Below are 23,012 nucleotides of genomic sequence, written 5' to 3'. Positions count from 1 at the left end.
GGCAGGCAAATGCAAAAGCAGTTTTTAAAACTGGAAATTCCCTTTTAAATAGAACTTTTTACATCATGACGTAAGATTTTCCCGCAACGACGACAGCGATATTCTGTTTCGCCGCGCAGCACCCGATTGTGCCGACGGATCGTCAGCTCATGCCGTTGGCAATCACACAGGTAGGTGAAGGTTTTCCCCTGTACGGATTGTATCGCAAACCGATGCGTGCGTTTTGCCGGGACGCTCAGCACGTTTTCCATCATCCAGCGCCATTCCTTGCCATGCGGTGCGACACGGCCAAAACGCGCATAGACCAGCAGATGAGCCAGTTCATGAGGAACGACTTCATCGATAAAGGCCTGCTGGTTTTCCTGCAACAAGACAGGATTCAGCCGAATTTCCCAGTGTTGCAGCCAGGCCGTTCCTGCGGTTGAACCGCGTTGCTGGTAATTTACTGCTGGCTCGGTGTAGTTCGTTTGCAAAGTGAGGTTAGCCTGCTGCAATTTATCACGCAGGCAGCGCATCACAGCCTGATGGCTGGCAATGGGGATTCGGGGTGTGTTCATTGCTGTGAGCATAAATTGAGTGGCAGGGAGACGCAATAGGGAAGCTGAAGCGAAATATTCAGGGAGCTAGAATGAAAAACGGCGAATTTTCATTCGCCGTTTGGTATTTATTGCATCGCCGAATTACAGGCCCGCAGCTTCGCGCAGCTGTGCGGCTTTGTCCGTTTTTTCCCACGGGAAATGTTCGCGGCCAAAGTGACCGTAGGCAGCCGTTTCCTGATAAATCGGATGCAGCAGATCCAGCATCTGGATTAAGCCGTAAGGACGCAGATCGAAGAATTCGCGCACCAGCAGCGTCAGTTGCTCGGTGGACACTTTCTCTGTGCCGAAGGTTTCGATCATGATGGAGGTTGGTTCTGCCACGCCGATAGCGTAGGACACCTGAATTTCGCAGCGATCGGCCAGGCCAGCCGCGACGATATTCTTGGCAACATAGCGTGCAGCATAGGCAGCAGAGCGGTCTACTTTAGACGGATCCTTACCGGAGAATGCACCGCCGCCGTGACGTGCCGCGCCGCCGTAGGTATCAACGATGATTTTACGACCGGTCAGACCGCAGTCACCCATTGGGCCGCCGATAACAAAGCGTCCGGTTGGGTTGATGAAATATTTGGTATTGGCAGTCAGCCATTCTGCAGGCAGAACCGGTTTGATGATCTCTTCCATCACCGCTTCATGCAGATCTTTCTGGCTGATGTCTTCTGAATGCTGGGTAGACAGCACCACGGCATCGATGCCAGCAATCTTGCCATCGTCGTACAGGAATGTAACCTGACTCTTCGCATCCGGGCGCAGCCACGGCAGAGAACCGCTCTTGCGGACTTCTGACTGGCGCTGAACCAGACGGTGTGCGTAAGTCACGGGTGCTGGCATCAGGACGTCGGTTTCGTTGGTCGCGTAACCGAACATCAGACCCTGATCGCCTGCGCCTTGTTCCAGCGGATCGCGGCGGTCAACGCCCTGATTGATGTCAGGAGACTGCTTGCCAATCGCGCTCAGTACGGCACAAGAGTTGGCATCAAAGCCCATTTCAGAATTGACATAACCGATATCACGCACGGTACGGCGGGTAATTTCTTCAATATCGACCCAGGCGCTGGTGGTAATTTCACCACCGACTAACACCATGCCGGTCTTTACATAAGTCTCACAAGCGACACGCGCTTTTGGGTCTTGCTCCAGAATGGCGTCGAGAACCGCATCAGAAATCTGGTCAGCAATTTTATCAGGATGTCCTTCAGAGACTGACTCGGACGTAAAAAGGTGTTTAGCCATGAGTTTCTTTACCTTCAAATCAAAGTCGTTAAGCAGTGTATCAGTTAATCGGTATAGACGGATTAACATCTGGATGGCTATTCTAGGTCACCTTTTGGTCTCAGTGCCAGTAGTTTTTCGCATTAGCGCGCCATCGTCCTTTACCATCGGCCATTTTTTCTTTTACAAGAGATGACTGGCGATAATTTTCATTTTGCTTTTCCAGCAGCATGTAGGTATAAACGGCGGGCGGTGATGCAACCCGCGACATCTTGAATTTTTTATTGATGGCTGACCGCATAGCCTGCGGCGCACGTGGAGGTGGTAGGATTAATGATCCGTTGTTTACTGAGTATATTGCGTTCGCAATATGTCCCTTTTGACGCTACCGCGTCCGCGACTCAACCCTTCTTTTCCGTTTCTCGACGTTGCCTGTCTTTAAATTCGACACAGGACTCCAGGGCTGGTTAACCTGCCTGTTATTCTTTCCGCCAGAAGTGTTTAACGCTTTTCTGGTCACGTTCGCCCGGTGATTTTCACAACGAGTTTTATCGACCCGTAACACGGAGCCTGACAACGTGTTTTACACTAATAAGAGTAATAAAGTGACGGCATACTTCACTATGTCGGTTTTTTCACTGTCGATGCCGCATGTTGCAGGTATGCTCATGTGGGCTGTTTATTCAGGTACTGATGTGATCCGCAGTCCAGAAAAAGAAGAGGTTCGTTATGTCTGACGACATGATTCATCACGGCTCGTCAGCGACGGGTAAACATGAAAATTTGCGCTCTATGCAGGAGGTTGCCATGAATGACCGTAATGCCAGCGAAATGCTTCGTACTTACAATATTGCCTGGTGGGGCAATAATTACTATGACGTCAATGAACTCGGCCACATTAGCGTGTGCCCGGATCCTGACGTACCAGAAGCTCGCGTCGATCTGGCCAGATTGGTCAAAGATATGCAGAAAGAGAACCATCAGCGCCTTCCTGCGCTGTTCTGTTTTCCGCAAATCCTTCAGCATCGCCTGCGTTCTATTAACGCCGCGTTTAAACAGGCCCGCGAATCATTTGGCTATGAAGGTGGGTATTTTCTGGTTTATCCGATCAAGGTTAACCAGCATCGTCGTGTCATTGAGTCACTGGCTAATTCCGGTGAACCGTTAGGTCTGGAAGCCGGTTCAAAAGCGGAGCTGATGGCAGTACTGGGCCACGCTGGCATGACCCGCACGGTGATTGTGTGTAACGGCTACAAAGACCGTGAATACATCCGTCTTGCACTCATCGGTGAAAAGCTGGGCCACAAAGTTTATCTGGTCATCGAGAAGATGTCCGAAATTCGGCTGGTGCTGGAAGAAGCCGAGCGCTTGAATGTGGTGCCGCGCCTCGGCGTCCGTGCGCGTCTGGCTTCTCAGGGGTCGGGCAAGTGGCAATCCAGCGGCGGTGAAAAATCCAAGTTTGGTCTGGCGGCGGTCCAGGTGCTGCAACTGGTTGAGATGCTGCGTGAAGCGGGGCGGTTGGATAGCCTGCAACTGCTGCATTTCCATCTGGGATCGCAGCTGGCGAATATCCGTGATATCGCGACGGGCGTGCGTGAATCTGCGCGCTTCTATGTCGAACTGCATAAGTTGGGTGTAAATATCCAGTGCTTCGACGTCGGTGGTGGGTTGGGCGTGGATTATGAAGGCACGCGCTCTCAGTCCGATTGTTCAGTGAACTATGGCCTGAACGAATACGCCAACAACGTGATTTGGGGCATCGGTGATGCCTGTAACGAAAACGGGTTGCCACATCCGACGGTTATCACCGAATCTGGCCGTGCGGTAACCGCGCACCATACCGTGTTGGTTTCCAATATTATCGGGGTTGAACGCAACGAGTTCAGTGAACCTACAGAGCCAGAAGAAGACGCTCCGCGTGCGTTGGAGAGCCTGTGGTCAACCTGGAAAGAAATCAAGCAGCCGGGAAAACGCCGTTCGCTGCGTGAATGGTTGCACGACAGCCAGATGGATTTGCATGATGTGCATACCCAATACACGCACGGCATGTTGGATCTGACGCAGCGCGCGAAAGCAGAGCAGCTTTATCTGAGCATCTGTCAGATGATTCAGGAACAGCTGGATCCGAGCAACCGTGCGCATCGGCCAGTGATTGATGAATTACAGGAGCGGATGGCTGACAAGCTGTATGTCAACTTCTCGCTGTTCCAATCCATGCCGGATGCATGGGGGATCGATCAGTTGTTCCCAGTAATGCCGTTGGAAGGGCTAAACAAGCCGCCTGAGCGCCGTGCTGTCGTGCTCGACATCACCTGTGATTCCGATGGCACGATCGATCATTATGTCGATGGTGACGGGATCGCGACGACGATGCCAATGCCGCCTTACGATCCAGAAAATCCGCCGCTGCTGGGCTTCTTTATGGTCGGTGCCTATCAGGAAATCCTGGGGAATATGCATAACCTGTTCGGCGATACGTCGACCGTTGACGTGTTTGTCTTCCAGGATGGCACCGTTGAGATTGAAGAATCTGACGAAGGGAATACGGTTGCCGACATGCTGGAGTATGTGCAGCTTGACCCCAAAGTGCTGATGACCCGTTTCCGCGATCAGGTGAAAGAAACTGACCTGGATACCGAACTTCAGGCGCAGTTCCTGGAGGAGTTTGAAAGCGGACTGTACGGCTATACTTATTTGGAAGATGAAGAATAAGCGTTGCTGAGTGAGTAAAAAGGGATGCGAGTGAGCATCCCTTTTTTTCGTCTATCGCTTAGATAAGCGAATTACTCATATTGATATCGGCTGCTGGTTTTGGAAGGGAATCAAATTCTTCAATGACGCTGTCTTTGAAGATAATTTTGGCAATAAGCAGTAAAGAGTTTTTATCCTGAACGCCATATTTATTCAGTAATCGTGATTTGCTGTTCAGTACTGACTTCTTATTTAATCCGATGATATCGGCAATCGCTTCCGCTGTGTAGCCCGCACACCAATGCTGGAATACGGCATATTCAGATTTTGACAATCTGACGGGACTGAATAAACGGCGGTCGTGGAGGTGGACGAAATCGAGTAATTTATAAAAAGAATCGATGGCTGCTGACTTTGAAATAAGAATCGTTTTTTCGTCAATGCACACGGGAGGGTGATTGGGAGAATTATTGATGATAACGAACGACGACGCCATATTATAAAAGTGAGTTCTTATCGACTCGTAGTATTCCTCAAAGCCCTCGCTGCTACCGTCAATGATGAAAATACATTTCTTCTTTCCTTGCTGCAGCGTAAACCTGTTGACGGGTTTTATCGAGAGCATAGGGATACTGGATAGGATTTCCCGTAATCCCACCGTGGTAAAATTGCATTTACTGAAAATTCTCACATCCATGATTTTTAACACATATGAGTTTATTGTCTGAAAGTGGCCATAAACCAATAATCGTTGCTGATGTTATCCAGTTATTAAGAAATCGCGATCCTGAAATGCCTTTAAATCGCTAAAAAGGTGGAGCTTCTAGAGAAACCTGCGGGCGCGACAACAGGTTTTATCATATATCTATATGATCAAACTGGAAAAATTTTTATTGGTTTAACATAGTATGCTTGATTTACTGGTTTATTTCTATCTTTAAATACAGGGGGTTACTCCATCATTCTTGTTTATTGCGACGGATGTCTCTGTGCTAATCACGATTGTCTGTTTTTCCGTATGCCGCCGCATTCGCGGAGTGCTGCTTCCAGCATCTGGAAATCTGCCAGGATTCGTTTCTTAAAAAGAGAACGGGAAGTAAATATGATTGAAAATAACTATCTATTTATATCTATTAATTCTCAAATCCTATCATGGAAAAGATAGAATCGATCGAAGATAGCTGTTATGCAACAGTTTACTGTGAATATGATGGGGATGATAGTGGTCGGATGACTTGCGGGCAATTGAGATTTTTTCAATTGCCCTTGGGTAGACGTTTTGCAAGTAATCAGGGCGTGGAATTACTTCCCAGCAGCAATACGTTCACGAATGTGTTTCGCGCGGCCTTCTGATGAAGGGTGAGAATCGAACATGCTGCTCTCACGACCAGCATCAAGTTTGGCAAGTTTTTCAAAGCTGCTTGCCAGACCTTCCAGCTTGACGCCACGTTTCTTCAGCAGATCGAAGGAGTAATCATCTGCCTGCGTTTCCTGAGTTTGAGAGAATTGGGAATTAACCAGTGCTTCTCCCAGATCGGCGAGTTGAGACTGTGACAGGGAGGCTGCTACGCCACCCGCAGAGCCAATTGCAGTACGTGCAGCCGTCGCCGCATAGGCAACTTGCATGGCTTTACGAGTGTGGCCCAGCGCAACGTGGCCAATTTCGTGGCCGAGAACGCCTTCCACTTCATTGTCATTCATCATATCCATCAGGCCGCTGTATACGCGGATGCAACCGTTAGCCATTGCCCAAGCGTTAACGTCTTTTGTCAGATAAACCTTATAGTTGGCTGGTGTACCGTTGATGTCATGGCCCAGTGCATCTGCAATTTTATTAAGGCGCTGTGTGTATTTGCTGTCGGCAGGGGCAATCTTTGCTTCTTTATCCATTTGCTCACAGGACTGATTGCTGAGCGATTTAACATCAGCATCGCTGAGTGTTGCCGCCTGGAAAGCCTGTGCGCCGGATTGCATTAAGGTACTGGTGTTTAAGTTCTGGCAGCCGGTCAGCAAGGTTGCGACACACAGCGCCAGTACAGAAGAACGAATAGCCATAAAAATCATCTCCCTACGATTGTGTTTGTTTTTTAATACGAAAGAAAAACGGCTATAACCTACCCGAAAACCGCGTAGAGAAATAGATCGGAAAATCTGATTTGTATGTTTTCTGATAGCCCGTAGGCCATGAATTTTGTTTCCAGAGCGTTCCAAAAAGAGGCTGTGGATAAAGGTAAACCCACTGGAAAACATAGCGTATGGCGCTGCAATCAACTGCACAATTGGCAAAAGAACCGCCATTGATTCGTTAGCCGATAAATCCCTGTTTTTTGCTCACGGTTCCATGTGCATTCCCTCTGCTTTTCATGTACATTTGTAATCATATTTATTTTGTCATTCTTGTTTAATTTGTTGTTTTTTATCGATTATTCAAGAAAGGCAGTCGTTCAATCCGATCTGGAGTCAAGCATGTCCTCTCGTAAAGAACTTGCCAATGCTATCCGTGCGCTTAGCATGGATGGGGTGCAGAAAGCCAAATCCGGTCACCCTGGTGCACCGATGGGCATGGCCGATATCGCCGAAGTGCTGTGGCGCGATTATCTTAACCATAATCCGGCCAACCCTAACTGGGCCAACCGTGACCGCTTCGTGCTGTCCAACGGCCACGCTTCCATGCTGATTTACAGCCTGCTGCATCTCTCCGGCTACGACCTGCCGATTGAAGAACTGAAAAACTTCCGTCAGCTGCATTCCAAAACTCCGGGTCACCCTGAATACGGCTACACCGCCGGCGTCGAAACCACCACTGGCCCGCTGGGTCAGGGTGTTGCCAACGCTGTGGGGATGGCGATTGCCGAGCGTACGCTGGCGGCGCAATTCAACCGTCCGGGCCACGAGATTGTTAACCATCATACCTACACCTTCCTGGGTGACGGCTGCATGATGGAAGGGATTTCCCACGAAGTCTGCTCGCTGGCAGGCACCATGAAGCTCGGCAAACTGACCGCGTTTTATGATGACAACGGCATCTCCATCGACGGTCACGTTGAAGGCTGGTTTACCGACGATACCGCTGCCCGTTTTGAAGCCTACGGCTGGCACGTAGTACGTGGCGTGGACGGTCACGATGCGGACGCCATCAAGCGCGCCATCGGCGAAGCCCAGCTTGTCACCGACAAGCCGTCGCTGCTGATGTGTAAAACCGTGATTGGCTTCGGTTCTCCGAACAAGGCCGGTACGCACGATTCCCACGGTGCGCCGCTGGGTGATGCGGAAGTCGCGGCTTCCCGCGAACAGCTGGGCTGGGCGCACGCGCCGTTTGATATCCCGGCTGACATTTATGCTGCCTGGGATGCAAAACCGACCGGTCAGCGTAAGGAAGCGGCCTGGGATGAGGCGTTTGCCGCCTACGCCAGCGCGTACCCTGAGCTGGCTGCTGAGTTCACACGCCGCACCAGCGGTGAACTGCCGACCAACTGGCAGGCAGACGCGCAGAAATTTATCGACGATTTGCAGGCCAATCCGGCGAAAATCGCCAGCCGCAAAGCCTCACAGAACGCGCTGGAAGCTTACGGCAAACTGCTGCCGGAATTCCTGGGCGGCTCTGCCGACCTGGCACCGAGCAACCTGACCATCTGGTCCGGCTCGGTTTCACTGGATAAAGACCACGCGGGTAACTACATCCACTACGGCGTGCGTGAATTCGGCATGACGGCAATTGCCAACGGGATTGCGCTGCACGGGGGCTTTGTACCGTACACCGCAACCTTCCTGATGTTTGTGGAATATGCGCGTAATGCCGTGCGTATGGCCGCGCTGATGAAAATCCGCAGCATCTACGTTTACACCCACGACTCCATCGGTCTGGGCGAAGACGGCCCGACACACCAGCCGGTTGAACAGCTGGCAAGCCTGCGCGTGACGCCGAATATGAGCAACTGGCGTCCGGCGGATCAGGTGGAAACGGCGGTGGCGTGGAAATACGCCATCGAGCGTCAGGACGGCCCGACGTCGCTGATCCTGTCTCGTCAGAACCTGGCGCAGCAGCCCCGTACTGCTGAGCAGTTGGCGAACGTGGCGAAAGGTGGCTATGTGCTGAAAGACAGCGATGGCCAACCTGAGCTGATCCTGATTGCGACTGGTTCTGAAGTTGAACTGGCTGTCGGCGCGTATGACAAACTGACCGCCGCAGGCCGCAAGGTGCGCGTGGTGTCTATGCCGTCAACGGATGCATTCGACAAGCAGGATGCGGCCTACCGTGAAGCGGTACTGCCGAAAGCGGTAGCGGCGCGCGTCGCGATTGAAGCGGGTATCGCGGACTACTGGTTCAAGTACGTCGGCCTGAACGGCGCGATTGTCGGCATGACAAGCTTCGGCGAATCGGCTCCGGCTGAGCTGCTGTTCGAAGAGTTCGGCTTCACGGTCGATAACGTGGTCGAAAAAGCGCAGGCGCTGCTGAAGTAATTACGCCGCGTTAATCTCGATATGAGAAGCCGTCAGCTAACGCTGGCGGCTTTTTTTCATCTTTAACTTAACCTACCTCTTGATGTGCGTTGTTTGTCCCCCGATCGCGGCTTTTTCATTTTTATGACGCAGGTCACTCTTCTGGCGTGTGCCAAACGAGAATATTTCTTTTATGCGTTAATTCGTTTATTCTAGCTGAAGCGTTTCAGTTGTTGTGCTGACGGCGTTTCTCCAGGGGTTCTCTGGTGTCTAAGAAGGGTATATCCTATGCGCTGGGTAACTCTGCTATGACACAAGGAATCACAAGGAACGCCATGACGATTCGTATTGCGATAAACGGTTTTGGCCGCATCGGCCGCAGTGTTTTACGTGCGTTGTATGAATCGGGTCGCCGAGCCGAGATTACGGTTGTGGCGATCAATGAGCTGGCGAGCGCGGAAGGCATGGCGCATTTGCTCAAGTACGACTCCAGTCATGGCCGTTTTTCGTGGGATGTGCGTCAGGAGTGTGACCAGCTTTATGTCGGTGATGACTGTATTCGTCTGTTGCATCAGACAGAGATTCAGCCATTGCCCTGGCGAGAACTCGGTATCGATATCGTGCTGGATTGCAGCGGCGTCTACGGTAGCCGGGAAGATGGGGAAGCTCATCTGGCGGCAGGTGCGAAGAAGGTGCTGTTTTCTCATCCGGGAACGACGGATCTGGATGCCACGGTGGTGTTTGGCGTCAATCACCATCAGTTGGAAAGTGGGCATCGCATCGTTTCCAATGCGTCCTGCACGACCAACTGCATTATCCCGGTCATCAAACTGCTGGATGATGCCTTTGGTATCGAGAATGGTACGGTGACGACGATTCACTCGTCGATGAACGATCAACCGGTGATCGATGCTTATCATCACGATCTGCGGCGTACACGAGCCGCCAGCCAGTCGATCATTCCGGTAGATACCAAACTGTCAGCGGGGATCACCCGTATTTTTCCGCAGTTTGTCGATCGTTTTGAGGCGATCTCGGTGCGAGTGCCGACGATTAACGTCACGGCAATTGACCTGAGCGTGAGCGTCAGGAAAGCCGTAAATGTGAATGAAATTAACGCACTATTGCAAAAATCAGCGCATGAGTCGTTTCGTGGTATAGTTGATTATACTGAATTGCCGTTAGTGTCGGCTGATTTTAACCACGATCCGCACAGTGCCATTGTCGACGGTACGCAGACACGGGTCAGTGGTCAGCATCTGATTAAAACATTGGTCTGGTGCGATAACGAATGGGGCTTTGCCAACCGGATGTTGGATACAACACGGGCGATGGCGGCCAGCGGTTTCTAGTACGACGGTGGCGATCTAGGGTCGCTATCTCGCTCAAGCAACTTTAAAAGAGAATCAACAAGAGGATTCACCATGTCTGTAATTAAGATGACCGATCTGGATCTGGCTGGTAAACGTGTTCTTATTCGTGCGGATCTGAACGTACCAGTAAAAGAAGGGAAAGTGACGTCTGATGCGCGCATCCGTGCCTCTCTGCCGACCATCGAAATCGCCCTGAAACAAGGCGCTCGCGTTATGGTCACTTCCCATCTGGGACGCCCGACCGAAGGCGAGTACAACGAAGAGTTTTCTCTGCTGCCTGTCGTTGACTACCTGAAAGAGAAACTGTCTTCTCCTGTACGTCTGGCGAAAGATTACCTGGATGGTGTTGATGTCGCCGAAGGCGAGCTGGTTGTACTGGAAAACGTCCGCTTTAACAAAGGCGAGAAGAAAGACGACGAAGTCCTGTCCAAGAAATATGCGGCGCTGTGTGATGTGTTCGTAATGGACGCATTCGGTACTGCACACCGCGCGCAGGCTTCAACCCACGGCGTGGGTAAATTTGCCACTATCGCTTGTGCAGGCCCGCTGCTGTCTGGTGAGCTGGAAGCGCTGGGTAAAGCCTTGAGCAAACCAGCCCGTCCGATGGTCGCTATCGTTGGTGGCTCTAAAGTCTCCACCAAGCTGACCGTACTGGATTCCCTGTCTAAAATCGCCGATCAGTTGATCGTCGGTGGCGGTATCGCCAACACCTTCGTTGCCGCACAAGGCCACAATGTGGGTAAATCCCTGTACGAAGCTGACCTGATTCCTGAAGCGAAAAAGCTGCTGGAAACCTGTGATATTCCAGTACCGAGCGATGTGCGTGTTGCGTCAGAATTCTCTGAAACTGCAGCTGCAACGCTGAAGTCTGTTACGGCAATCAAAGACGAAGAGCAGATTCTGGATCTGGGTGATGTATCCGCTGAGCGTCTGGCTGAAATTCTGAAAAATGCCAAGACCATCCTGTGGAATGGCCCGGTTGGCGTCTTTGAATTCCCTAATTTCCGTAAAGGAACCGAGACCATCGCTCGTGCTATCGCAGATAGCGACGCGTTCTCTATTGCAGGTGGCGGCGATACGCTTGCTGCAATCGATCTGTTTGGTATTGCAGATAAAATCTCCTACATTTCTACTGGTGGTGGCGCATTCCTCGAATTTGTCGAAGGGAAAAAACTGCCAGCAGTGGTTATGCTGGAAGAACGTGCCAAGCAATAATTTAAGGTAAGGGGCGTTTTTCCCCTTTCCTGTGGTTGTCTCGATATGTGATGTTCGCAATCTCGTGTCGAGACAGCCTGTCGATTTAACATCGACCTCTTTAACCCCTCCACGGCCAACGAAACGGGACACGTAACATGTCTAAAATTTTTGATTTCGTAAAACCCGGTGTCATCACTGGTGATGACGTTCAGAAAGTTTTCGCAGTAGCAAAAGAAAACAAATTCGCCTTGCCAGCAGTGAACTGTGTCGGTAGCGACTCAATCAATGCTGTGCTGGAAGCCGCAGCCAAAGTGCGCGCGCCAGTCATCGTTCAGTTCTCTAACGGCGGTGCCGCATTCATCGCGGGTAAAGGCCTGAAAGCAGAAGGTCAGCAGGCGGCAATTTTGGGTGCGATTTCTGGCGCTCATCATGTGCACCAAATGGCTGAACATTATGGCGTGCCGGTGATTCTGCATACAGACCACTGCGCGAAGAAATTGCTGCCGTGGATCGATGGCCTGCTGGACGCGGGTGAAAAACACTTTGCTGCTACTGGCAAACCGCTGTTCTCTTCTCACATGATTGACCTGTCTGAAGAATCTCTGGAAGAGAACATCGAGATCTGCTCTAAATATTTGGCGCGTATGGCCAAAATCGATATGACCCTGGAAATCGAGCTGGGTTGCACCGGTGGTGAAGAAGATGGTGTGGATAACAGCCACATGGATGCTTCTGCGCTGTACACCCAGCCAGAAGACGTTGACTACGCGTACACCAAGCTGAACGCGATCAGCCCACGTTTCACTATCGCTGCCTCTTTCGGTAACGTGCATGGCGTATACAAGCCAGGTAACGTGAAGCTGACCCCGACCATCCTGCGTGATTCTCAGGAATATGTTTCTAAGAAACATAACCTGCCGCACAACAGCCTGGACTTCGTATTCCACGGTGGTTCTGGTTCCAGCGCTCAGGAAATCAAAGATTCCGTTAGCTACGGCGTAGTGAAAATGAACATCGATACCGATACCCAGTGGGCAACGTGGGAAGGTATCCTGAAATACTACAAAGAAAACGAAGCGTATCTGCAAGGCCAATTGGGCAACCCGAAAGGCGACGATCAACCGAACAAGAAATACTATGACCCGCGTGTGTGGCTGCGTGCCTCTCAGGCAAGCATGGTGACTCGTTTGGAACAAGCCTTCAAAGAGCTTAATGCTGTTGACGTGCTGTAAGTCAGACGACGTATACATGATTTGATGCTAAGGCTCCTACGGGAGCCTTAATTTTTGGGGCTTTTAGGACTCAATGTTGCGGTTTCAGTTATGGACGTTATGATTTCTCAGTGATTAAAAAACAGGAGCGTTCAAATGGAAGAACTTAATACGGGGTTGGATCAGGCTGGGGACTGGTTGGTGACACACCAGAACTTGTTTTTGCAGTATGCCGTGAATATCGTCGCAGCATTAGTGATCCTCATCGTTGGTCTGGTGATCGCTCGGATCGTCTCTGGCACCCTCAATAAAGTGATGGTCAACCGTTCTATCGATTCAACCGTGGCAGATTTCCTGTCTGCGCTGGTGCGCTATGGCATTATCGCGTTCACGCTGATTGCGGTATTGAGCCGGGTTGGCGTACAGACTGCATCGGTGATTGCGGTATTGGGTGCCGCGGGCTTGGCTGTTGGCTTGGCATTACAGGGGTCGTTAGCCAACTTTGCCGCGGGCGTTTTACTGGTGATTTTCCGGCCTTTCCGTACCGGCGAATGGGTGGATTTGGGCGGCGTGTCCGGCTCGGTTACGCAGGTACAGATCTTCTCGACGACGCTGCGCACGTCTGACGGCAAAATCATCGTGGTACCGAATGGCAAAATCATTGCTGGCAACATCATCAACAGCTCTCGTGAACCGGATCGCCGTACTGAAATTATTGTCGGCGTAGCCTATGACGCTGACATCGACGTGGTGAAAAAGCTGCTGGGCGATATTGTCGCGGCGGATGAACGCATCCAGCACGACAAGGGCGTCACGATCCGTCTGAATGAAATGGCGGCGTCATCGTTGAATTTTGTGGTGCGGGTGTGGACAACCAACGGCGATGCGCAGGCGGTGTATTGGGATCTGCTGGAAAGCTTTAAACGCGTGTTGGATGAACACCGTATTGGCATTCCTTATCCGCAGATGGATGTGCACCTGCATAACGATGCACCCTCTGCATAACGTAGCCTCTACATAGCTTAGCGCCGAATCGAAATAGTCAGAGTAAATGCGCTGACATAATCCGCTAAATATGCACCATGTTCTGATATCGGCATGGTGCATCGTCAGAAATTGCCCTCTCATCTAACGTTTCCGTTCTCTCATTTCAGCGCATTAGCATAGCTAATGTAGCGTTAGAATATTCAATTTCACTTATCTAATCGGCTTCCATACACTCCCCGCGACAACAATCAACGGCGTAGGAGAGAAGTATGTGGGCGGTCTATTTACAAGGCGTTCTGTTAGGAGCAGCGATGATTTTGCCTCTTGGACCACAGAATGCGTTTGTGATGAATCAGGGTATTCGCCGGCAGTATCACCTGATGGTGGCGCTGTTATGTGCCTTGAGCGATATGGTGCTGATTGCCGCCGGTATTTTTGGCGGTAGCGCGTTGCTTAGTCAGTCCTCATTGCTGCTGGGGGCCGTGACTTGGGGCGGTGTTGCGTTTCTGCTCTGGTTCGGCTGGGGAGCAATGAAAACGGCCTTCAGCAAGAATATTGCGCAGGCCAGCGCGGAAGTAATGAAACAAAGCCGCTGGCGCATTATTGCGACCATGCTGGCGGTGACCTGGCTGAACCCGCATGTCTATCTGGATACCTTTGTGGTGCTAGGGAGCCTGGGAAGCCAGTTTGCAGACGATGCCCGAAGCTGGTTCGCGCTGGGGACGATGACGGCATCTTTCACCTGGTTCTTTGCGCTGGCGCTATTGGCCTCTTGGTTGGCACCGTGGCTGAATACGCCGCGGGTACAGCGGGTCATCAACTTTTTTGTCGGCGTAGTGATGTGGGGCATTGCTTTGCAGTTGGCGCGTCACGGTTGGCAGTAATGATTGGAAATAAATAACCTCCCCTTAGGCTGTGTTTCAGAAATTCACCTATATTGTATGGAGTTGGTAATGCGTTATGTTGGTCGGTAAAGCAATCCGTCCCGTCTCTTTCATTCTGGAAGAGTCCGTGTTGGTGCAGACAATCTATTGGCACAGACAATCTGCCAGCGGCATGCGTGACGAAACATAAGTAAGGAGAGAGTGTGAAGCGAGGTATGATGAAGCTCAATGCACTGGCGCTGGCCGCTGCGATAGGATTTGGCGGTGTGTCGATAGCTGCGCAGGCTGCGGAATTGCCGGATGGCCCGCATATCGTGACGTCAGGGACATCCAGCGTAGACGCAACGCCGGATATCGCGCGTCTGGCGATTGAAGTGAGTGTGTCATCGAAGGATGCGGCGGAAGCGAAAAAGCAGGTCGATGCCCGCGTTGCACAATACTTTGATTTTCTGGGTAAAAATGGCATTGAGAAAAAAGATATTAATGCTGCCAATTTACGTACGCAGCCAGAATATGACTATCTGAAAACCGGTGGTTCAGTGTTGAAAGGCTATCGTGCCGTGCGTCAGGTGGAAGTGACGCTACGCCAGCTAGACAAACTGAACGAGCTGCTGGATGGGGCGCTGAAATCGGGGTTGAATGAGATTCGCACGGTAGAATTAGGCGTTGCTAACCCAGAAACCTATCGTGACGACGCGCGTAAGAAAGCCATCGAGCAGGCGACGAGTCAGGCGGAAGCACTGGCGCAGGGCTTCAACGCCAAGCTGGGGCCGATCTACAGTGTTCGCTATCACGTTGCCAACTATCAGCCGATGCCAATGGCACGGATGTTTAAAACGGCAGATGCAGCAGTGCAAAGCGAAGCGGCACAAACCTATGAACAGCAAACCATTCACTTTGACGATCAGGTGGATGTCGTGTTTGAGCTACTGCGTACGCAGTAATGCTCGCGCTAAAACAGGGTTGCGTAAACCATTGATAATACCAACAGGCCTGCTCAGACAGGCCTGTTCTTCTTTCATACTTTCTCAGTACGCTATGACTGCCGCAGTACATGATGACCGTGCGAGAGCAGGGCGTCCGTCACTTTCCTCATCATCCGACTTTCCGGCGCGAAGCGGTGCCAGTAGAGCATCCGGCGCTGAAACAGCCCCGGTGTCAGGTCGATTAACTCGTTATTGGCAAGTTCTCTTTCGATTTGCAGATGAGGAATCATGCAGCAGGTTGTGCCTTGTCGCGCCAGTTGTACAAAGGCTTCCGACGAATTCACGATGTGGCAAGGGACGCTGCCCGGTGACAAATCAAAGTTCTGTTGTAAAAAAGCCTGATGCATATCATCCAGATGGTCGAAGGCGACGGCAGGGGCACGCAGCAGCGCTGAGCGCGTCACGCCATTCGGGAAATAGCGTGTTGCAAAGGCCGGTGAGGCGACAAACAGATAGTCCAGTGCGCCCAGTTTATCCACCAGACAGCTTGGCAGCGGCTGAGACTGAATACTCACCGCACCAACCACTTCACCCCGGCGCAGCCTTTCCTGAGTACGCGTTTCATCTTCTACCTGCAAATTAAGACGAATGGGTGAATCGACTAGCACCGGCTGTAACGCAGGCAGCAGCCAAGTTGCCAGGCTGTCGGCGTTCACCGCCAGCGACAGCAGCAGCGGGATATCGCTGTTGGTTTCATTGCCCAGCCACTCTTCTTCCAGCAGCTCGACCTGATGCAGCAGAGCCAAGAGCTTCTGCCCTTGTTCCGTCGGGCGCGGTGGAATGGTTCTGACCAACAGCGGCTGGCCGAACAGGTTTTCCAACTGTTTAATACGCTGCGAAACGGCAGATTGGGTAATACACAATTTTTGGGCAGCGCGTTCAAAACCACGCTCGCGGATGACGGCATCCAGAGCCTGAAGCGTTCGATAGTCCGGGCGTTTCATGAAAGTAAAAATCCTCTGAATGAGTCTGTTTTTTTCACTATGCCACATTTTGCAGATTTGCCATGCAGAAATCTTATTTTGGCTATTGTGCGCAATCACGATTCAGCAGGGTAGGTGTGGAATGATGTGCATGAAATAATGCATCGGCGGTGAAGTAAATTTGCACGCTTTCCCCAACGTGCATGTTCTATAATACGCACACGTTTTCGTATATCGATTCTACAGGCCAGAAGCAGATTATGACGCAAGATGAACTGAAAAAAGCAGTGGGATGGGCAGCGCTCGACTACGTCCGCTCAGACACCATTGTGGGAGTAGGAACCGGATCAACGGCCGCACACTTTATTGATGCACTGGGTTCGATAAAACATCAAATCAAAGGCGCGGTTTCCAGTTCGGATGCCTCGACGGAAAAGTTGAAAAGTCTGGGTATCCCGGTTTTTGACGCTAATGATGTGGATTCGCTGGATGTCTACGTGGATGGCGCGGATGAGATCAACGGACACATGCAGATGATCAAGGGCGGTGGAGCCGCGCTGACCCGCGAAAAAATCATTTCAGCACTGTCGCGGCAGTTCATCTGCATTGTCGATGCATCCAAACAGGTTGATGTGCTGGGCAAATTCCCGCTGCCGGTCGAAGTCATCCCGATGGCGCGGTCTTACGTGGCGCGTGAACTGGCGAAGTTGGGCGGGCAGCCGGTCTATCGTCAGGGCGTACTGACGGATAACGGCAACGTCATTCTGGATGTACACAACCTGAATATCATGGATGCGGTCGCGGTAGAAAACCACATTAATGGAATCCCTGGCGTTGTGACCGTTGGGCTGTTTGCCAACCGCGGTGCAGATGTTGCGTTAGTCGGCACGGCTGAGGGTGTAAAAACCGTCGTTAGATGAGTTCATGATCGTTCTGACGTGGCGGATGCCCGCGTCAGAAATTTTTTAGCTAAAAAAATCTATTTAGTTAATAGCTCATTTTTGGTACTTAATATCACATTTTCTTATTTTGTTTATCGCCGATATGGCGATGCACATCTTTGGCAGTATTTTTTGCCATAAATCAGGCGCGCTCGTCTGTGGCGCGATTTGGGCGAAGCAATCGTTTGTATTGCTGACTGCGTAATTTTTGTTATGTTGGCAGAAGCTATTGAGCACTCTGTCACATTTGAAGTCTGAAAATAAGGTCGGGAAATGGCAAAGGTATCATTGGAAAAAGACAAGATTAAGTTTCTGTTAGTGGAAGGCGTGCATCAGAGCGCGCTGGATAACCTGCGTGCAGCGGGTTACACCAACATCGAGTTCCATAAAGGTGCACTGGATCCAGAGGCGCTGAAAGCCTCCATCCGCGATGCGCATTTTGTGGGTATCCGCTCGCGTACCCATCTGACAGAAGAGATTTTTGCTGCTGCGGAAAAACTGATCGCGGTAGGGTGTTTCTGTATCGGGACTAATCAGGTTGAACTGTCGGCCGCGACCAAACGCGGTATCCCGGTATTTAACGCACCTTTTTCCAATACCCGATCCGTGGCAGAAATGGTGATCGGCGAAATGCTGCTGATGCTGCGCGGTATCCCGGCGGCCAACGCGAAAGCGCACCGTGGTATCTGGCACAAGCTGGCTGTGGGATCGTTTGAAGCACGCGGTAAAAAGCTGGGGATCATCGGCTACGGCCATATCGGTATGCAGTTAGGTATTCTGGCTGAAAGCCTGGGTATGCACGTTTACTTCTATGATATCGAAAGTAAATTGCCGCTGGGTAATGCTCAGCAGGTGCGCCACCTGTCCGACTTGCTGAATATGAGCGACGTGGTGAGCCTGCACGTGCCGGAAAATGACAGCACGCAGGATATGATGGGGGCGGAAGAGCTGGCGCTGATGAAGCCTGGCTCAATCCTGATTAACGCCGCTCGCGGCACGGTGGTTGATATTCCTGCTTTGTGCGAAGTGTTGAGAAGCAAGCATCTGTCCGGTGCGGCGATTGACGTATTCCCACAGGAACCGGCAACTAACAGCGATCCGTTCCTGTCGCCGCTGTGCGAGTTTGACAACGTGCTGCTGACGCCACATATCGGTGGTTCCACGCAGGAAGCGCAGGAAAATATCGGTGATGAAGTTGCCGGTAAGCTGGCGAAATATTCAGACAACGGCTCTACGCTTTCTGCGGTGAATTTCCCGGAAGTGTCGCTGCCTGTTCATGGCGCACGCGCAAGTCGCCTGCTGCACATCCATGAAAACCGTCCTGGCATGATTACCAAAATTAACCAGATCTTTGCTGAGCAGGGCATTAACATTGCCGCGCAGTATCTGCAAACGACACCTGAAATTGGTTATGTGGTGATTGATGTTGAAACTGACGGTGCGCAAACGGCACTGCAACTGATGAAGGCAATTCCTGGCACCATTCGTGCCCGTCTGCTGTTCTGATGTGTGATTGAGTAGTGCGTTATTAATCAGCCCCGAAAGGGGCTGATTGCGTTATTACAGCGCGATAACGATCTTGCCGCGCATATGCCCTTCCAGCACTTTACCGTGAGCCTGCTTCAACGTGTCTACCGTTAACCCTTGCAGCGTTTCGCTCGCGGTTCCCTGAAGTTTTCCTGCATCAACCAGCTGTGCGACTTCATGCAAAATGTTCCCTTGTTCCGCGATATCCGGCGTGGTGAACATGCTGCGGGTAAACATTAATTCCCAATGCAGCGCTGCGCTTTTGAGTTTCAGCGCCGTTTGGTCGAGCGGATTTTTGTTTTCCACGATGGTGCAGATATGCCCCATCGGCGCGATCAGTTTACTGATGGCATCCCAGTGGCCGTCCGTGTCGTTCAGGCAGAAAATGTAATCGACCTGTTTGATCCCTTCTTTTTCCAGAGACTCGACCAGATTGCGGTAATCAACGACCTTATGGGCGCCGCGCTGGCGGCACCACTCTGCCGAGTCCGGCTGTGACGCGGTAGCGATGATATTCACCGAACTGCGCAATGCCGCCAGAGAAATCGCGAGAGAGCCTACACCACCTGCGCCGCCGATAATCAACAGCGTTTTCTCGCTGTCGGCCTGCTGTATTTTCAGATGCTCGAACAACCCTTCCCACGCGGTTAACGCCGTGAGCGGCAGTGCTGCGGCCGCTGCCCAGTCCAAAGACACAGGCTTGCGTGCCACGATGCGTGAATCAATCAACTGATGGGTGGTGTTGCTGCCGGGGCGGGTGATGTCGCCGGCGTACCAGACTTCATCGCCTACCTGAAGGTGGCTCACGGCGCTGCCGGTTTTCAGCACGACGCCGCTGGCATCCCAGCCGAGAATTCGGGGTTGCTGTAATCCATTTTGACGTAATCCGGCATGAACTTTGGTATCCACCGGATTGACGGAAATGGCTTTTACGCCGATCAACAGATCGTATTCACCGGGTTCGGGGATGTCCTGCGTGATGGCAATGAAATTTTCTGGCTGTTGTGGATCAACGGCTATCGCATGAGCGGTCATGGTCTGTTCCTCATTATTTTCGGAATTCGGTCTTGTGAATAAGACATGTTTTTGAATAAAACCAAGTGTAGAACACGGAGATAGGACTGATAAGATGGACAATAAATAATGCAGTGTTCGTCTGAGGTGAACAATCATGTTTAAACAGTTGCAGGATATGGCGCTGTTTGCGCTGGTAGCCGAGTGTGGCAGTTTTACACAGGCGGCGCGTAAAGCCGGGCTGGCAAAATCCAGCCTGAGCCTGCGTATTAGCCAGCTTGAACAGCAGATCGGCCTGCGGTTGCTGAACCGAACGACGCGCCAGCTCAATCTGACGTTTGCAGGCGAACGCTACCTGATTCACTGTCAGGAGATGCTGCAAGCCAGTGAGCGTGCCGATCTTGCCGTACAGCGCTTGCGTGATAACCCCAGCGGGCGACTGCGTATCACCAGCCCGGCAGGGTTAGGTTCTACACTGCTGGCGCGCCTCACCGCCGAGTTTCAGCAGCGCTTTCCGGCGGTATCGCTGGATGTGTTGATTTCAGATGATGTGATCGATCTGGTGCAGGAGGGCTTTGATGTCGCTTTTCGTACCGGTAAACCGCATGACTCTTCACTTATCGGGCGTTCACTTGGGCAGACTCCGCGATATTTGCTGGCATCGCCTGACTATCTGGCGCGGCACTCGGCATTACTCCACCCACAACAGCTCCAGCAACACCGCTGTATTGCACATCATGCCTGGACGGAGTGGCTCCTTCATCGCGGTTCGGAACTCTATCGCTGGCTACTACCCGATTCGCATATCACGGATAACCTGCTTTACGCCCGGGAGTGCGCGATTGCGGGGGCGGGGATTACGCTATTGCCTGATTTTCTCTGTCTGGATGAAGCCGTTTCTGGAAAACTGGTCAAGGTCCTGCCGGATTGGAAGGTGGAAGCCAACGAGCTTTATCTGGTCTACCCCAGCCGCAAGCTGAATTCGCCCGCATTGGCATGTTTTATCGACTTTGTTTTACAGCATCGCGCGTTGGATGATTACTCAGCGTTTTTGAAAAAGCAGTAGAGATTGCCGTACCTATAATATTTTTGTTTCATTTTTATAGGTATTTTTTAATTTTTATTGAAACGTGATTTCTATCAACTTATTTTAAGTACGTTTTAGACTGAAAATGCCGATAACAATCTTGGTTCCTTTTGACTTTTTTATGAAAGGTTTGTCCTGCGTGGCGTGATTGTCACAATGATATCTGGGCTCTGCTGCACCAATAATGGCAGAGATAATATAGACCAGTGATGGTGAAAATGAGAATGCAACCGATGTCTGTTCAAAAAGAGAAGTTGGGTTACATCAACAATATACGTCTCGTTTCGTTATTTATTACTCTTTTTTCAATTATCCTGATTTTATTTGCGCTTTCTATTAGCACAGCGAGCTATTTCTTAAAGCAGAGTAATGATTCACTGGATAAGGCTAATGAATTGTCTGATATCCGGGCTGGCCTCAGCAGTAGCCTCGATCAGCTACGCGTTGCCAGATTGCTGCTTATTCAGGCGGGGGCGGCAAACCGCATTAGCGATCACGAGGTATATAAATCTGCGTTAGATCAGGCCGCAGGTCGCGTCAGAGCCTCACAGAAGCGTCTGGATGATTATCTCGCGCGTCCCGATAAACTGGAAAGTGAACGCGCGTTGGATGATGAAATTCTTAAGGAGTACGCCAACTACCGCGATAAAGCAATTCTGGCGATGCAGAAAGCAACAAGTGACGGGGAATTTGAAGATCTTATTTCGTTAGAAGGGTCACTGGCTCGCCAGCTAGATGAAGCGTTTAGCGTTCCTGTACGCAAGAAAGTGAATGAACTCACGCAGGCTGCGCAGGATATCAATCATCGTGCAGCGGATAATGCCAAACTGGGGTACTGGATGATGGCGGGCTCATTTGCCCTGTCTATTATCATGGCGATTATGGCGTACATCATTGTACGTAATGTGATCCTCGCGCCAATCAACAGACTGGTTGATCGTATCCAGAAGATCGCGGCGGGTGATTTGACGCAGCCGCCGATGGCGATGGGACGTAATGAGATCGGCATTCTGGGGACGAATATCCAGAACATGCAGGCGGAACTGACGGATACGGTGACGATCGTGCGCGAAGGCGCGGATTCGATCTATCAAGGGTCGTCAGAAATTACGGCGGGTAACGTCGATCTTTCTTCACGTACCGAACAGCAGGCAGCTGCGCTGGAGGAAACCGCTGCGAGCATGGAACAGCTGACCGCAACGGTGAAACAGAACTCTGACAATGCCCACCACGCCAGCCAGTTGGCAAAAAATGCCTCTGAAAAAGCGGAGAAGGGCGGGCAGATCGTGAAGAACGTGGTGGATACCATGCAGGATATTTCTACCAGTTCACGCCGTATTTCCGAAATCACGTCCGTCATTAATAGTATCGCTTTCCAGACCAATATTCTGGCGCTGAACGCGGCGGTAGAAGCCGCGCGGGCGGGTGAACAAGGGCGTGGTTTTGCCGTGGTGGCGGGTGAAGTTCGTAGTCTGGCTCAGCGTAGCGCACAGGCAGCGAAAGAAATTGAAGGGCTGATTGGCGAATCGAGCCGGCTGGTGGATACAGGCTCTGGGCTTGTGTCTCAGGCGGGAACAACCATGGGCGAGATTGTCCGCGCGGTTGTCAGCGTGACCGACATCATGGGAGAAATTGCTTCCGCTTCTGACGAACAGAGCCGCGGCATCGGTCAGGTGAGTCAGGCCGTGTCTGAAATGGATAGTGCGACGCAGCAGAATGCGGCGTTGGTGCAGGAAGCCTCGGCAGCAGCTGTTTCACTCGAAGAACAGGCTGCACGTCTGACGCAGGCTGTCGCGGTATTCAAACTGGCTGGCGTGGCTCAGAGACTGAAATCATCCTTGCCGAAGGCTGCGCCGCAACCGCGCTTAGCGCCAGCGATGGCCCTCGCCGGAGCCAGTAGCAAAGGTAGCGATAGTCAAAACTGGGAAACGTTCTGATTA

18 protein-coding genes are annotated in these 23,012 nt (G+C 51.5%); 12 read left to right on the top strand and 6 right to left on the bottom strand.

Annotated features, from left to right (window positions below):
• Positions 1–44: 44 nt before the first annotated feature.
• On the bottom strand, positions 45–557 hold the full coding sequence (locus tag K7X24_RS07800) for a SprT family zinc-dependent metalloprotease (RefSeq protein WP_224554081.1): 513 nt from the start codon (positions 555–557) through the stop codon (positions 45–47).
• Between the two features lie 123 nt (positions 558–680).
• Positions 681–1,832 (bottom strand): methionine adenosyltransferase, encoded by a 1,152-nt coding sequence (gene metK, locus K7X24_RS07795; RefSeq protein WP_103971105.1) that lies wholly within the window; start codon positions 1,830–1,832, stop codon positions 681–683.
• 708 nt (positions 1,833–2,540) lie between these two features.
• Here metK and speA point away from each other — a divergent pair.
• Positions 2,541–4,523: a biosynthetic arginine decarboxylase gene (gene speA / locus K7X24_RS07790; RefSeq protein ID WP_224554079.1), complete on the top strand. Its 1,983-nt coding sequence runs from the start codon at positions 2,541–2,543 to the stop codon at positions 4,521–4,523.
• Positions 4,524–4,581: 58 nt separating this feature from the next.
• Here the strand turns inward: speA and K7X24_RS07785 are convergent, their stop codons facing one another.
• Positions 4,582–5,127, bottom strand: coding sequence for a helix-turn-helix transcriptional regulator (locus K7X24_RS07785; protein ID WP_010295421.1), 546 nt, complete (start codon positions 5,125–5,127; stop codon positions 4,582–4,584).
• Between the two features lie 677 nt (positions 5,128–5,804).
• Positions 5,805–6,557, bottom strand: a complete 753-nt coding sequence (locus K7X24_RS07780; RefSeq protein WP_103861927.1) for a M48 family metallopeptidase — start codon at positions 6,555–6,557, stop codon at positions 5,805–5,807.
• Between the two features lie 411 nt (positions 6,558–6,968).
• Here K7X24_RS07780 and tkt point away from each other — a divergent pair, with 411 nt between their 5' ends.
• From tkt to K7X24_RS07745, 7 genes are all read left to right on the top strand, one after another.
• Complete coding sequence (gene tkt, locus K7X24_RS07775; RefSeq protein ID WP_224554077.1) at positions 6,969–8,963, top strand: transketolase; 1,995 nt, start codon at positions 6,969–6,971, stop codon at positions 8,961–8,963.
• Between the two features lie 314 nt (positions 8,964–9,277).
• Positions 9,278–10,294, top strand: coding sequence for an erythrose-4-phosphate dehydrogenase (gene epd, locus K7X24_RS07770; protein WP_039487404.1), 1,017 nt, complete (start codon positions 9,278–9,280; stop codon positions 10,292–10,294).
• A gap of 72 nt (positions 10,295–10,366) precedes the next feature.
• Positions 10,367–11,530: a phosphoglycerate kinase gene (gene pgk, locus K7X24_RS07765; protein ID WP_039305500.1), complete on the top strand. Its 1,164-nt coding sequence runs from the start codon at positions 10,367–10,369 to the stop codon at positions 11,528–11,530.
• Positions 11,531–11,667: 137 nt separating this feature from the next.
• Entirely contained in the window at positions 11,668–12,744 is a 1,077-nt protein-coding gene (fbaA, locus tag K7X24_RS07760) for a class II fructose-bisphosphate aldolase (protein WP_039487408.1), read from the top strand.
• 135 nt (positions 12,745–12,879) lie between these two features.
• Positions 12,880–13,728 (top strand): small-conductance mechanosensitive channel MscS, encoded by an 849-nt coding sequence (gene mscS, locus K7X24_RS07755; protein ID WP_224554075.1) that lies wholly within the window; start codon positions 12,880–12,882, stop codon positions 13,726–13,728.
• A 251-nt stretch (positions 13,729–13,979) separates the two neighbouring features.
• Positions 13,980–14,594 carry an arginine exporter ArgO gene (gene argO / locus K7X24_RS07750; RefSeq protein WP_224554072.1) on the top strand — a complete coding sequence of 205 codons (615 nt, stop codon included), beginning with the start codon at positions 13,980–13,982 and terminating at the stop codon, positions 14,592–14,594.
• A 218-nt stretch (positions 14,595–14,812) separates the two neighbouring features.
• The gene (locus K7X24_RS07745) at positions 14,813–15,538 is read left to right on the top strand and encodes an oxidative stress defense protein (RefSeq protein WP_103861989.1); all 726 of its coding nucleotides are present in this window, start codon (positions 14,813–14,815) and stop codon (positions 15,536–15,538) included.
• Between the two features lie 92 nt (positions 15,539–15,630).
• On the opposite strand, the gene K7X24_RS07740 is transcribed toward K7X24_RS07745, so the two are convergent.
• Complete coding sequence (locus K7X24_RS07740) at positions 15,631–16,524, bottom strand: LysR family transcriptional regulator ArgP (RefSeq protein ID WP_224554070.1); 894 nt, start codon at positions 16,522–16,524, stop codon at positions 15,631–15,633.
• Between the two features lie 239 nt (positions 16,525–16,763).
• Between K7X24_RS07740 and rpiA the strand changes: the two genes are divergently transcribed.
• Positions 16,764–17,423 carry a ribose-5-phosphate isomerase RpiA gene (gene rpiA, locus K7X24_RS07735; RefSeq protein ID WP_224554068.1) on the top strand — a complete coding sequence of 220 codons (660 nt, stop codon included), beginning with the start codon at positions 16,764–16,766 and terminating at the stop codon, positions 17,421–17,423.
• Positions 17,424–17,717: 294 nt separating this feature from the next.
• On the top strand, positions 17,718–18,950 hold the full coding sequence (serA, locus tag K7X24_RS07730; protein WP_224554067.1) for a phosphoglycerate dehydrogenase: 1,233 nt from the start codon (positions 17,718–17,720) through the stop codon (positions 18,948–18,950).
• A 54-nt stretch (positions 18,951–19,004) separates the two neighbouring features.
• On the opposite strand, the gene K7X24_RS07725 is transcribed toward serA, so the two are convergent.
• On the bottom strand, positions 19,005–20,006 hold the full coding sequence (locus K7X24_RS07725; protein WP_010300540.1) for a zinc-binding alcohol dehydrogenase family protein: 1,002 nt from the start codon (positions 20,004–20,006) through the stop codon (positions 19,005–19,007).
• 136 nt (positions 20,007–20,142) lie between these two features.
• Here K7X24_RS07725 and K7X24_RS07720 point away from each other — a divergent pair, with 136 nt between their 5' ends.
• Positions 20,143–21,051 (top strand): LysR family transcriptional regulator, encoded by a 909-nt coding sequence (locus K7X24_RS07720; protein ID WP_103861922.1) that lies wholly within the window; start codon positions 20,143–20,145, stop codon positions 21,049–21,051.
• Positions 21,052–21,305: 254 nt separating this feature from the next.
• On the top strand, positions 21,306–23,009 hold the full coding sequence (locus K7X24_RS07715; protein WP_224554065.1) for a methyl-accepting chemotaxis protein: 1,704 nt from the start codon (positions 21,306–21,308) through the stop codon (positions 23,007–23,009).
• The last annotated feature ends 3 nt before the right edge of the window (positions 23,010–23,012 follow it).

Source organism: Pectobacterium versatile (assembly GCF_020166435.1).
Taxonomy (GTDB): domain Bacteria; phylum Pseudomonadota; class Gammaproteobacteria; order Enterobacterales; family Enterobacteriaceae; genus Pectobacterium; species Pectobacterium versatile.
This window is presented reverse-complemented; position numbering and strand designations above follow the sequence as displayed.

Bases quoted from the DNA above. Each gene is read 5' to 3' on its own strand.
- K7X24_RS07800 (WP_224554081.1), bottom strand. From the start codon at position 557: ATGAACACACCCCGAATCCCCATTGCCAGCCATCAGGCTGTGATGCGC.
- metK (WP_103971105.1), bottom strand. From the start codon at position 1,832: ATGGCTAAACACCTTTTTACGTCCGAGTCAGTCTCTGAAGGACATCCT.
- speA (WP_224554079.1), top strand. From the start codon at position 2,541: ATGTCTGACGACATGATTCATCACGGCTCGTCAGCGACGGGTAAACAT.
- K7X24_RS07785 (WP_010295421.1), bottom strand. From the start codon at position 5,127: ATGCTCTCGATAAAACCCGTCAACAGGTTTACGCTGCAGCAAGGAAAG.
- K7X24_RS07780 (WP_103861927.1), bottom strand. From the start codon at position 6,557: ATGGCTATTCGTTCTTCTGTACTGGCGCTGTGTGTCGCAACCTTGCTG.
- tkt (WP_224554077.1), top strand. From the start codon at position 6,969: ATGTCCTCTCGTAAAGAACTTGCCAATGCTATCCGTGCGCTTAGCATG.
- epd (WP_039487404.1), top strand. From the start codon at position 9,278: ATGACGATTCGTATTGCGATAAACGGTTTTGGCCGCATCGGCCGCAGT.
- pgk (WP_039305500.1), top strand. From the start codon at position 10,367: ATGTCTGTAATTAAGATGACCGATCTGGATCTGGCTGGTAAACGTGTT.
- fbaA (WP_039487408.1), top strand. From the start codon at position 11,668: ATGTCTAAAATTTTTGATTTCGTAAAACCCGGTGTCATCACTGGTGAT.
- mscS (WP_224554075.1), top strand. From the start codon at position 12,880: ATGGAAGAACTTAATACGGGGTTGGATCAGGCTGGGGACTGGTTGGTG.
- argO (WP_224554072.1), top strand. From the start codon at position 13,980: ATGTGGGCGGTCTATTTACAAGGCGTTCTGTTAGGAGCAGCGATGATT.
- K7X24_RS07745 (WP_103861989.1), top strand. From the start codon at position 14,813: ATGAAGCTCAATGCACTGGCGCTGGCCGCTGCGATAGGATTTGGCGGT.
- K7X24_RS07740 (WP_224554070.1), bottom strand. From the start codon at position 16,524: ATGAAACGCCCGGACTATCGAACGCTTCAGGCTCTGGATGCCGTCATC.
- rpiA (WP_224554068.1), top strand. From the start codon at position 16,764: ATGACGCAAGATGAACTGAAAAAAGCAGTGGGATGGGCAGCGCTCGAC.
- serA (WP_224554067.1), top strand. From the start codon at position 17,718: ATGGCAAAGGTATCATTGGAAAAAGACAAGATTAAGTTTCTGTTAGTG.
- K7X24_RS07725 (WP_010300540.1), bottom strand. From the start codon at position 20,006: ATGACCGCTCATGCGATAGCCGTTGATCCACAACAGCCAGAAAATTTC.
- K7X24_RS07720 (WP_103861922.1), top strand. From the start codon at position 20,143: ATGTTTAAACAGTTGCAGGATATGGCGCTGTTTGCGCTGGTAGCCGAG.
- K7X24_RS07715 (WP_224554065.1), top strand. From the start codon at position 21,306: ATGTCTGTTCAAAAAGAGAAGTTGGGTTACATCAACAATATACGTCTC.